The 11917-nt window shown below is 56.1% G+C and carries 10 protein-coding genes; 4 read left to right on the plus strand and 6 right to left on the minus strand.

The window, feature by feature from the left end:
• Positions 1-57 precede the first annotated feature (57 nt).
• Positions 58-603, plus strand: a complete 546-nt coding sequence (locus J4E00_RS04590; RefSeq protein WP_208173858.1) for a hypothetical protein — start codon at positions 58-60, stop codon at positions 601-603.
• Entirely contained in the window at positions 578-2500 is a 1923-nt protein-coding gene (locus tag J4E00_RS04595; protein WP_208173859.1) for a hypothetical protein, read from the plus strand. The genes J4E00_RS04590 and J4E00_RS04595 overlap by 26 nt, the downstream gene beginning before the upstream one ends.
• Before the next feature lie 34 nt (positions 2501-2534).
• Here the strand turns inward: J4E00_RS04595 and J4E00_RS04600 are convergent, their stop codons facing one another.
• From J4E00_RS04600 to J4E00_RS04620, 5 genes are all read right to left on the minus strand, one after another.
• Positions 2535-3257 carry a glycosyltransferase family 2 protein gene (locus J4E00_RS04600; RefSeq protein ID WP_208174396.1) on the minus strand — a complete coding sequence of 241 codons (723 nt, stop codon included), beginning with the start codon at positions 3255-3257 and terminating at the stop codon, positions 2535-2537.
• Positions 3258-3339: 82 nt separating this feature from the next.
• Positions 3340-4125 (minus strand): SDR family oxidoreductase, encoded by a 786-nt coding sequence (locus tag J4E00_RS04605; protein ID WP_208173860.1) that lies wholly within the window; start codon positions 4123-4125, stop codon positions 3340-3342.
• Between the two features lie 70 nt (positions 4126-4195).
• On the minus strand, positions 4196-6556 hold the full coding sequence (locus J4E00_RS04610; protein ID WP_208173861.1) for a hypothetical protein: 2361 nt from the start codon (positions 6554-6556) through the stop codon (positions 4196-4198).
• The gene (locus tag J4E00_RS04615; protein WP_208173862.1) at positions 6553-7287 is read right to left on the minus strand and encodes a glycosyltransferase; all 735 of its coding nucleotides are present in this window, start codon (positions 7285-7287) and stop codon (positions 6553-6555) included. The genes J4E00_RS04610 and J4E00_RS04615 overlap by 4 nt, the downstream gene beginning before the upstream one ends.
• 106 nt (positions 7288-7393) lie before the next feature.
• Entirely contained in the window at positions 7394-9181 is a 1788-nt protein-coding gene (locus J4E00_RS04620) for a hypothetical protein (RefSeq protein ID WP_208173863.1), read from the minus strand.
• 217 nt (positions 9182-9398) lie between these two features.
• Here J4E00_RS04620 and J4E00_RS04625 point away from each other — a divergent pair, with 217 nt between their 5' ends.
• Together J4E00_RS04625 and J4E00_RS04630 are read left to right on the plus strand one after the other, a co-directional pair.
• Positions 9399-9923, plus strand: coding sequence for a 3-hydroxyanthranilate 3,4-dioxygenase (locus J4E00_RS04625; RefSeq protein ID WP_410779743.1), 525 nt, complete (start codon positions 9399-9401; stop codon positions 9921-9923).
• Between the two features lie 53 nt (positions 9924-9976).
• Positions 9977-10984 (plus strand): amidohydrolase family protein, encoded by a 1008-nt coding sequence (locus J4E00_RS04630; protein WP_236049481.1) that lies wholly within the window; start codon positions 9977-9979, stop codon positions 10982-10984.
• 380 nt (positions 10985-11364) lie between these two features.
• On the opposite strand, the gene J4E00_RS04635 is transcribed toward J4E00_RS04630, so the two are convergent.
• Entirely contained in the window at positions 11365-11673 is a 309-nt protein-coding gene (locus tag J4E00_RS04635; protein ID WP_208173864.1) for a hypothetical protein, read from the minus strand.
• Positions 11674-11917: the final 244 nt, after the last annotated feature.

The raw sequence follows: 11917 nt of genomic DNA on the forward strand, positions 1-11917 counted from the left end.
ATTACTTCTACTTCACAGCTGCTGTTTGCAGTTGTTTCCATTATACCAGCCATTTCAATGACTTATCCAAACCTTGCCCTGTGGGCCAGCTGCACTCTGGTTGTAGGCGCCTGCCAGCCGAATACACCGGCGGCTGACAATACCAAGCAGCTCATGCACAATGATTTTGAGCAAAGTGTTGGCTGGGGCGGTACTGCTGAGGGCTCTCTTACTGATAGCAAAGCGCATGGTGGCCATTGGGCGGTACAAGTAAATCCAGAGGTGAATTTCGGGTTTACTTACGAACGCATACTAGGCCGCATAGCCCCGCAACTCCCGCGTAAGATGCAGTTGCAAGGCTGGGCTCTACGCGCCAACTCGGGCAGCACCGCCAAACTGGTAGTACAGGTAAATGCCAGCCCGACCGATACGGCTAAAGTATTTTATGGTGCCCTGCCCATGGCCGATGTCGTGCGGGAATTTGATAAGTGGACGGTAGTTTCTTTCCCTTTCACCTTGCCTACTACGGCAGCAGCTGGCAATGTAATTAAAATATACCTCTGGCGCGACCAATCCTCCGCCCCTACTTACCTAGACGATGTTGAGCTCATATCAGAAGACTAGCAGCAGCCAACCTGCAGCCTCAACCCGCCGTCCGTGGCCTTGGAGCAAGCTGGCCGTGGGCTTGGTGACCGTGGTGCTACTCCGGCTATTTGTGAGTGTAGATAACTGGCAGGAGTATCGGGTGACCAAGTATGATGTCTTCGGCTATTACCTATACTTGCCAGCTAAGTTCATTTACCACGACTTAGCTGGCTTGTCATTTGTACCCGCTATTATCGACCAATATCAGCTTACTAACCGAGGCAACCCGGCTCACCCGCTAGGCAATTTTGAGGTATCGCGGGCTCGCACTGAGCCTGACCGCTACGTCATTAAGTACACCATGGGCCTAGCCATCCTATATTTCCCTTTTTTTGAAACAGCTCATCTCTATACCACCAACTTTAGCCATTACTCACCTGATGGGTACTCGCCGCCTTATCAGATAGCGGCCTACCTCGCCGGGCTGGTATATGCCCTGGTGGGCCTGCTGGTACTACGACGGTTTCTGCGCTATTATTTCTCAGACGGGCTAACGGCCGCGTTGCTGATAATTGCCTATTGTGGCACTAACTACTTGTGCTACTCCAGTTTCAGGGGCTTGTATTCACACAACTTTCTGTTTGCGCTCCATGCTACCACCCTGTTGCTCACCCATCTTTGGGTACAACAGCCACGACAGCGTTATGCCCTGGGCTTGTCCGTGTCCATTGGCTTAGCCATTCTCATCCGTCCTACCGAAATCATTATTGGCCTTGTGCCGCTACTGCTCGGCGTAGCTTCCCTAGCCGGCCTGCGCACTCGGTTACAACTGTTGTGGCAGCAGCGTGGGCAGTTATTGTTGTTTGGGTTTGGCGTTGGTCTAATTTGGTTGCCTCAACTTTTATACTGGCATCATATGTCAGGCCATTGGTTCTACGACTCCTACCCTGGCGAGAGCTTCAACTTCAAGCATCCCAAGCTGAAATCGGGCATCTATAGCTTTAACAATGGCTGGCTAACCTACACTCCGGTAATGGGGTTATCTCTCATTGGCATAGCTGTGCTCTGGTGGCGGCGCCGCGACACCTTTTGGCTTATGTGCAGCTATTTGGCTCTGCATCTGTGGATTTCGTTCAGTTGGTGGTGCTGGTGGTATATGGACAGCTTTGGCTCGCGGGCCATGGTGCAAACCTATCCACTATTATGCCTGCCACTGGGATATTTGCTACGGGAAATGTTCCAGCAGGGCCGCGTCATAACAATGGTTACTGCGGTACTCTTGGCTGGCTTTGTCGGACTCAACTGTTTTCAGTTCTGGCAGTTGCAAAATGGCATCTTTGTTTCGGAATACATGACACAGCGTTACTATCTAGGTATTCTTGGTAGGACTCAGCTAACGAAGGACATTTTAGCTAAGTTTGATACCAATGAGCCTGATCCACCACAGGCCTCTAAGGGCTTTGCGCCTGTATTCGTCGACCATTTTGACAAGGGTACGGGCACTGGGTACACGGCAGACCATCTGAGCGCTGGTCAAGCGCCTGGTTTTCGCTTGGATGGACAGAACCGCTACAGTCCGGCATTTCGGTCCACATTAGGTGGGATGTCAGCAGCACCCGGCCAATGGGTACAGGCCAGCGTACAGGCCTTTTTTCCAGATAAGGAATATAATATTAATCAGATGCCAGGGCTCGTGATTGAATGGCAGCGTGGGGGACAACCCCTCAAGTGGCAGTCGGTACGTATCACCAACAAGGTTGGTCCGGTAAGCACTGTGTATGGTGGCACTGCTGGTGTATGGGACACTGTCGCCTTCACCTCTCAGATTCCAACCGATGCGCAACCCGGTGACCAATTGGCTGTTTACGTTCGGAATGACCAGTCTGACAAAGCCTTATTTATTGACGACTTGACAGTGAGCGTGATAAAGCCTTAGCATCTGGAAATAATTCCAACACCTACGTTCACAGCTATTGCCCTAGCAGGCCGTACTTTAGAATGCAGTAAATAGCACGGAAACCGTCGCGCCAGCCAATTTTCTTGCCCTCGGCGTAGGTGCGACCGTAATAGCTAATGCCTACTTCGTAGATGCGAGCATCCTTTACACGGGATACTTTGGCGGTTACTTCGGGCTCGAAACCGAAGCGGTTTTCCACCAGCGTGAGGCCCTGAATGATGTCGCGCCGGAACATCTTATAGCAGGTTTCCATATCGGTCAGGTTCAGGTCGGTCACCATATTTGAGAGCAGGGTGAGCCAATAATTGCCGATGCTGTGCCAGAAGAACAGGATACGGTGCGGGTTGCCGCCCATGAAGCGCGAGCCGAATACCACGTCGGCAAAGCCTTTCAACACCGGCCTAATCAACAAGTTATATTCTTCTGGATCGTACTCTAAGTCAGCGTCCTGGATGATAACATAATCGCCGGTGGCTTCGCGAATGCCGGTGTGCAGCGCGGCGCCCTTACCCTTATTCACGGCGTGTTCAAGCAGGCGCAGGCCTAATTCGGGGTAGCGAGCTGCGTAGGCGCGGATGGTCTCGGCTGAGGCATCAGTGGAGCAGTCATTGACAAGGATAATTTCCTTACTAATATTATTGACCAGCTTAAGTTCGCGCAGCAAATCAAGAATCTGGTGAATGGTACGGGCCTCGTTATAAACCGGAATAACGATGGATAAGGTGTCGAATTTTATCACTGAATAGCGGTTGAAGACAACTGGAAAGCAACAAAGGTAAACGCTTCACTTAACGAAGAATGAGGAATGAAGCGAAGCGTCAAAGTGCGCCGGTACGGCCGCCATCTACGGGTACGCTGGTGCCGTTGACGTAGCTTGCTGCTGGCGAGGCAAGGAAAACCACGGCGGCAGCCACTTCCTCGGCCTGCCCGAAGCGCCGGGCCGGAATTGTCTTCAACATGTCGGCTTCGATGGCTTCGGTGGGTTTGCCAGTCTCCGCCATTTTCTTTTCGATGAGCGAAGTATGGCGATGGGTTACGGTGGCGCCGGGAAGCACGTTGTTGACGGTGATGCCATCCGGACCCAGCTCGTTGGCAAGGGTTTTGGCCCAACTGGCCACGGCTCCACGAATGGTGTTGCTTACCCCCAGGCCCGCCAATGGCACTTTTACTGACGTGCTGATAACGTTGATGATGCGCCCATACCCTGCTACTTGCATGCCCGGCACCACGGCCTGGGCCAGCAGGTGGTTGCACACAATGTGCTGGTTGAACGCAATGCGTAAGGCATCGACTGGAGCATCCAGCAAGGGGCCACCGGGAGGGCCGCCGGTGTTATTTACCAAAATATGGAAGCCTTCGGGGTGCTCAGCCAGGTAGTCCTGCACCACGGTCTCGAGGTGGCTGGGGTCATCGAAATCGGCCACCAGATAGGTGTGGCGGGCTTCGCCGGGTGTGGGCAGGGCGGCGGCGACTTCGCGCAGTCGCTCTTCGTTGCGAGCCAATAGCGTGACAGCGCAGCCACGCTCGGCCAGCAGCTGAGCTACGGCGCGGCCGATGCCTTGGGTACTGCCGCCCACCAAGGCGCGGTAAGGAGCAAAGTCCATAGAAAAGTAAAAAATTCGAAAACAGTGAAGAGTGTGAGGATGGTCCCTTGATGGCAGTGAGGGCGCTAATTTAGTGATGGCTGGACCGCCTGGGCGCGGGCATGAGTGGGTAGTTGTTGTGAATCAAAGTAGTGTGCAGGGAGTCATAACGCCAGATGGCAGCAGATTCGGGTCGCAGCTCAAACTCATCGAAGACATACTTGCGGCCCTTCATCCAAATGCGTAGCTGCTGGCCAGGCCGGCGGCTATGGATATGAGCCGTCAAGCGCACCCAATCACCCAGCACATCGATACCAAACTTGGTTTCAACTACGCTGCTGTCTCCCGCCACCCCTTGAGCATCGGTTAGGCGCCAGTGCAGGCTGGGTAAGTCGTCGGTGCGCACGTAGGCCCATACCGAGGCTTCGTACGAGCCGGCCTGGGTTAACGGCTGGTCGGCTAGCAGGAACAGACCCTTGCGTACGACCTGGGCGCCCATGCCCAATAATGGCGCGGCCGTAACCGAAAATTTACCCACGGGCTTGGCCGTATCGAAGCTGCGGTGCACAACTTGCGGCGAGTCTGCCGAAGACCAGTAGCCCGGATACGCCCGGAGCGCGGCCTGCCGCTGCCTGAACTCCGCGACCAAGGGTGCACGTGCTTCCAGCCTATTGAGCGGCAGCGCAGCCAACCACACTGCCGAGTCGCGGTAGAAAACCTGGGCACGAGCCAATAAGGAAGCTTCGGCCGAATCGCGCGGGGCAGTGGCTGACACGACCAGCAGCAATGGACGTTGGTCGGGCAAATACGTTAGCAGCGTTTTGTCGATGGCCGGGTTACTAAGCACCTGTATCAATGCCTGTGCCTCGTGGAGCGGCGTGCGCGACAGCATGGTAGCCGCGATGGGCAGGCCGGTTTCGAGGGAAGCCCGCATGCTTTCGTACGAGCTTTTGTCGCTATTGAAAGTGGCAAAAACCTCGCTCCCAAGCGCATAATACGGAATAGGCAGGATGGCCTGAAAATCCGCAACGCGCCGACCGGCAATAGCGAGGCGGCGCTGGTAAACGGGCTGCTGACCAGGGGCTGTCGTCAGCACGCGGGTGGGGTAGTGTGGGTGCCGAATCTGGAAGGCTTTGTGCCCGGTGCTGAATACGCTTTCGGCGGCCCACAACAGCAGGGCTGTCGTCAGCATTATCGCTCCCGGCAGCGCATGGTGGTGCTGGCGCAGCCAGCGAAAAGCCTGGTACAGCGCATAAGCGCCGTATGCGGAGTAGAAGTAGTAAAAAATCCAAGCGAAGCGTCCGATGGAACGGAACTGACGAAGTGGCCCCAGGAATGGCAGCAGGCCCTCCAATCCCCACCGAAACGGCCATCCCATGGCAAACAACAAAATCAAAAAGCCTGCCCATAAACTGATGCGTAGCACCGGCGGCAGCGCCGGCCGCCGCAGCCGCTGCCAGTGCCGCCGCCGCAGGTGCCATCCCACACGCACCAGTGTGCCAATGACTACCACAGTGCCTGCCAAGCCCACGTAAGCCTGGCCTTCCCAACTGGGGTCGGGGGTATGGAAAATGCTTTGCCACCACCCAAGCACGGGTTGTTCGACCGGAAAAAACACACTCCAAATCGAAGAGCTATAGGCGAAGAATCCGTAGGGGTTACTCGGTCGGCCGGCCGCATAGGGGTCGGTCAGGGCCAGTGTGACTTGAAACAACACTACGGGTACTGCCAGTGTAAGCAGCACGGGCAGCCAGTAAGTGATGCGCTGGGGCCAGAGGGCTTTGCCGGAGGTCTGCCACCACTCCACGGCGCTGTGGGCCAGCAGCAGCAGGGCGCTGACAGGGAAATAGTACGGGTGCAGACAGCCGAAAAAAAGCGTGACTGCCGCGTAGGTGCCATACCAGCCCCAGCGCCGCCGGGCCTCGGTAGCGCGCACCACCACGTACCACAGAATAGGGATAACGCAGGAGTAAGACAGTGCATAGTGACCGAGCAGCCGCTCCATCTGTGGGGCTAGCAGCACTATCAGGACGGTAACTGTGCCGGCGTACCAAGCTGGCAGGCGGCAGCGTCGCAGCAGCGCCAACAGCGGCGGAGCGCTCAGCAATTGCGCGCCCAACATGCAGCTATTGAACACAGCAACCGTGTTTACGGCTACGCCCCGACGCTGAAGCGCCGCCAGTACGAAAGAGAGCAGCGGCTGGTTGTCGGTGAAGACTACGTGCTCACCAAATGGGTAACTCATACCCGTGAACCACAGACCAGCATCATGGCGGACGTACCAGAGGGACGTGTAATAGTTCTTCAGGCCGTCTTCGGCCGAGCTGAACAGGTAGCGGCCGGGGTGCCACAACACGGGGCCGAACAGCCCCGCAAGCACAAGCACCAATACAAGCAGCACTACGCCGTGGGTGAGCAATGCCACTGCCCGAGGAGACAAGCGGGCACTCATGTGAAGCGGGTTAAAAGGATTTTAAGGAAGCTCCCACTTTCGGCGAGCAGGATTTTGGGGCTCATCCGCGAGAAGATGACACCCGGCTTCAGGCGCACGGCTACTGGCTCCACCCGTAGGCCGGCGGCCGGCCGCGAAGCCAGAAAAATAAATTCCAAATCGAACAGGTAGCGGTCAATTTGACCATGTAGGAACACCGCCCGGCCGCGCTGGTTGAAGCCCTTCAGGCCACATTGCGTGTCCGAAACGGCCAACCCCAACAGCAGGCGGGTGCTGCGGCGCAAGGTTTTTGATATCAAAACCCGGGCCTGGGGAACGTGCGCATAGTAGGACTCATCACGGGTTCCCACAGCCACGTCGGCCCGGCCGGTGCGCAGGGTTTCGAATACCGCCGCTACGCTGGCTTCTTCGTAAGGAAAATCGATATCGGTGAACAGGCACAACTCCTCCTGAACCTGGGTAACACCGGTGCGCAGGGCATAGCCCTTGCCGTGGTTGACGGGGTAGTGCAGGTAGGTGAACTGGGGCAAGTGCGCCCGCAGCAGCGCTAAATCAGCCTCAGCTAAACCAACTGAACCGTCGTTGATGAGGTATAAATGCACACTTACATCGGCCGGCAGAAGTGCTTGCAATCGGTCCAGGCTGGTCAGGATATTAGCCGCCCAGCCTTTCGGTGGCTTGTAGCAAGGCAGCACGAGCGCAAATGCCGAAGCAGGTAGGGAATTAGGCAATGAGGGACCAGAAAAGTGAGGAAGGCTCCGCAAATATCCGAATAAACACGCCGGCCTGACAACGGACCAGCATGCTCCTTTTCTCACCAGCGTATTCCTTCACGAATTACGGCTTACGGGGCGAGACGGAAGCATCTTTGCTCCGGGACGGCAGCGCCAGCAGCACGTATCCATCCACCAACTGCTCCTGGTAGCCGTATGGCTGTAGCAGCTGACGTAAATAGGCATGCACCGGTTTGTCACGGAAGTCGGGATGGATAACGAAAGCCGCAGGGTCGTAGGTGCGCAGGAAATCCTGCATCTGCTGGGCCGTGGGCGGCGCGGGAAGCAAGGAGTCCGGATGGGTCTGGGATTGGAGCAAAGCGTGTAGCACGGGCTGCTGGTCGAGCGATGCAAACAGCTCAGGCGACACCCGCGACAAGTAGCCGATGGGTAGTTTCTTCGCGTGCTCCGTTTGGTAGAACATATGCTCCGGCTGCATCAACCCTACCTGGCGGGTGCCGTCCAGAATGCCCAACGGAATGGGCACCAGCGACGTACCTGGCAGCTTAGCTACTTCCCGAAACACACGGGGTATAGCAGCCTGCGACATTCGCTGGTAGGGCGTTGGCCAGAATTCCACCAGCACCAGACCTGCCAGCAGCAGGCTCAACCCCAGACGCATGGCCGGTGCCAGCCGGGTGGTCCAAGCAGCTTCTAGGGCACTGAAGGAAACAATGGGCAGCAACAGGCCCACCATCAGAATCCAGCGGGTGGGGCACCGAATATTGTTAAAAAAGGGAATAAAATGGATAATAGCAGTGGGCAGATTTAGCCGGTCGTGCCCATAAATGCGCATGGTTGGCACGGTGAAGAGCAAAAAAATGACCAACACCCAAGCCAGTGGCCGGCCCTTTTCACTCTGAAAGCGTTGTGACAACGGCCGTTGCCGGGCCAGACGCATCAGCCAAAGCACCAGTGCCAGCAGAGGCAGCGCGTAGCCAATGAAGAGCGTGTTTTCGAGCGAGCCAGGTGCGTTGAATACCTTGGCGTTGTTGTAAAGCCGCGCCGCCCAGTCGCTGTAGAGGAACCGGCTGGTTGGCGGTGGCATCAGGAAAGCCACCAAATCGCCGGCCCACCAGAGGCTGAATTCGGGCAGGCCCGACAAGCGCAACAGCCTGACAATGATGTGCCCGGCTACCAGAATAACCACGAGCCATGCCCAGGTACGCCATGCCCGCCAATTGATGCGCCCGATGCGAAACCAGAACCACGCCGCATACGCCAGCGAAAAATACAGTAGCCCAAATAGCACGTAATAGTCGCTGAGCAGCGTGAGCACCCCCAGCCCAAAACACCCCACTACCGCACCCCAACTACGCACCCGTGGCAGAAACTTTCCTTCCGTAAACTCAAAGGCCCTCAAAAATAGCAGAATGTAGAACGGGATGGTAGCCGTAAGCTGCAGGTTGAAATGCTGGGTGAGGCGCTGCAGCTTGAAAGGCGAATACGTAAAAACAAAGCCCGCCAACAAACCTAAAACCGGACTTTGCACCCAACGCCGCGCCAGCAGATAAGCCCCCGCGCCTGATGCAGCAGCGCTCAGTAGCAATCCCAAATTCACGGCCAGAATAGGGTTATTCAGACCCAAGTTGAGCAGGCCCAGCACGGGCAGGTAGCCGTGCATAATAAGTCCGGTGCCCTGAGGAAAGAACAGCCAATCCGTAACATATGGGTTATGCCCACTGAGCGCCAGCTTGCGAAAATGCCAGGCATCCCAGATGTATCCACAGGAGTCACCGCCTGATACAGCTAAAAAAGATATCTTGAAATTTGCCGCCAGCGGCCAGGTAAAGACTACGAACAACAGGCCGTAGAAGGCTAGCAGAAGAATGATGCGCAACCCGTTTTTCATAGTGCCATAGGAGCCGCTGAAAGGAATAATGACGTGGCCCGGCCATTGGACAAAAGTAGCGCAACCTTTTTGCGAAGCCCGAACGGCAATTCAAAGTATTATTTGGCACTTTAAAAGCAGTTGCGGGCGGTCGATTGCAAGGCTTTCGCTTCTGCTCAGCGCAGCACTGACTGTTGCATGGCTATTTTTGATGCCACTCCCCCTTAATTTCCTGCCCATGATAACGCGCCCCTTCAACTTCCAAAAATGGATTGACGAACACCGCCACCTGTTAAAGCCCCCGGTGGGCAACCAGCAGGTGTTCAAAGACAATAAAGATTTTATCGTGATGGTGGTGGGTGGCCCCAACGCCCGCAAAGACTACCACGTAGATGCCGGCGAGGAGCTGTTCTGGCAAATTGAGGGTACGATGACCGTGAAAATCATTGAGGATGGCAAGCCCGTCGACATCACCATCGGGCCCGGCGAGATGTTCCTGCTCCCGCCCTACGTGCCGCACTCCCCGCGGCGGCCGGCCGGCACGGTAGGCCTGGTGCTGGAACGCTACCGCACCACCGACGAGCCCGATGGCTTCCAGTGGTACTGCGAAAACTGCGGCAACAAGCTCTACGAAGAATTTGCTGAAATCACAGATATAGTAGCTCAGCTGCCGCCCATCATGAACGCCTTTTGGCAAGACGACAACAAGCGCACCTGCAAAGTGTGCGGCACTTACATGGAAGCCCCCGCTCCGGTTGCCTAGTAGCCGTTCTGCGCTACCCAATCCCCCACTCCCCTCGCCCACCACCCTGCCCGTTGCTTTCCATCGATATTCACACCCACATTTTGCCCGAGCGCTGGCCCGACCTGCGCGAACGGTACGGCTACGGCGGCTTCATCCGGCTCGACCACCATAAGCCCTGTTGCGCCCGCATGATGCAGGACGACAAGTTCTTCCGCGAAGTGCAGGACAACTGTTGGGACCCCGCCGTGCGGATGCGCGAGTACGACCAGTTTGGCGTGCAGGTGCAGGTGCTGAGCACGGTACCCGTGATGTTCAGCTACTGGGCCCAGCCACTGGATTGCTTCGATTTGAGCCAACTGCTGAACGACCACATTGCTGATGTGGTGCGCCGTTATCCCACCCGCTTTGTGGGCTTAGGCACCATCCCGATGCAGGCCCCCGACCTGGCTATTCGGGAACTGGAGCGCTGCATGAAAATTGGCCTGGCTGGCGTGCAGATTGGCTCGCACATCAACGACTGGAACCTAGACGCGCCGGAGCTGTTCGAAGTATTCGCCGCTGCCGAAGAGCTGGGTGCTTGCGTATTTGTGCACCCCTGGGACATGATGGCCCAACAAAAAATGCCCAAGTACTGGCTCCCTTGGCTGGTGGGCATGCCCGCCGAAAGCACGCTGGCGTTGTGCTCACTCATCTTTGGCGGGGTGCTGGAGCGGCTGCCCAACCTGCGCGTAGCAGTAGCCCACGGTGGGGGCTCCTTCGCCAGCACCATCGGTCGCATCGAGCATGGCTGGCAGGTGCGACCGGATTTGTGCGCCATTGATAACCCACACAACCCCCGCAAGTACCTTGGCAAGTTCTGGGTCGACTCTCTGGTGCACGACCCGCTGATGCTGGACTACCTGATGAAGACGCTCGGCGCCGACAAAATCACACTTGGCACCGACTACCCATTTCCGCTGGGTGAGTTGGAACCGGGTCAGCTCATCAAGTCCATGCCCTTTGCGGACGATATTAAGGCCCGCATGCTGGGCCAGAATGCGCTGGACTGGCTGGGGCTATCGGCAAGACGGTTTATCTAGTATTAACTTTAGCCCATTATTTTTTAGTAAAAAAATTCCGAATGGTTTCAGGCCCAATCCGGCTTAGGCAATTGGCAACTTGGCTTGCGCTGCCAGGATTAGTGCTGCTGGCAGGCTGCACTCCGCCCGACTTGGGTCAGGTAATATTCAGCCAAGATTTTGAGCAGCCCATTAGTCCTAGTGGTCCCGTAGTAGCGGACATTGCAGCCCCTAGCCTTAGCTCTGAACAAGTCCATTCCGGACAATTTGCAGTTAAGCTAGACCAGAGCCATAACACAGCTCTGCTGTGCGGCACTACTTGGGAAGCATTGGGTCGTCCCCGCCACCTGCGGCTGCGGCTGTGGATGTGGCAATCTGGAATTCGTCAAAACTCTGCCAACTTAACCTTGCTCGTGCAACGGCCTGATTCTGGCAAAACGGCAGGTCTGCTTCACTTCCAGCAGATGGTCTTGAACGAAGCCGTACGCCAGCGTCGACAATGGAAACCGACCACACTGTTTACCCGTCTGCCGCGCGACCTCCGCCCCACTGATGAGATAGCAGTATGCTTGTGGGGACCTAATGTTGGCGAGAACAACGCTGTTTATATTGATGATGTTACCCTTGAAAATGAAGACAGCAACTCCGTCCAATCCGCTGATAATGGCCACTAAAATATCAGGGCCAGCGTGGCTGCTGGTTTTGGCCATACACGGATTGCTGGTGGTAGCCTTATACGCTGCTTTCTATAATTTTGGGCTGTTTGACTACGCCCCCAATTCCACGCAGCTTATTTGCTGGGACGCAGGTTGGTTTTATGGTGTCCATTTGAATGGTTACATTGCTAACGAAGGCCAAAGCAATATACCCTTTTTCCCACTTTTTCCTTACCTATGGCGCTTGCTGGGACTTGATGCATTGGGCATTAGCATCTTTAATGCGGGGCTATTACTG

The sequence above is a fragment of the Hymenobacter negativus genome (genome assembly GCF_017571495.1).
GTDB classification, from domain to species: Bacteria; Bacteroidota; Bacteroidia; order Cytophagales; family Hymenobacteraceae; genus Hymenobacter; species Hymenobacter negativus.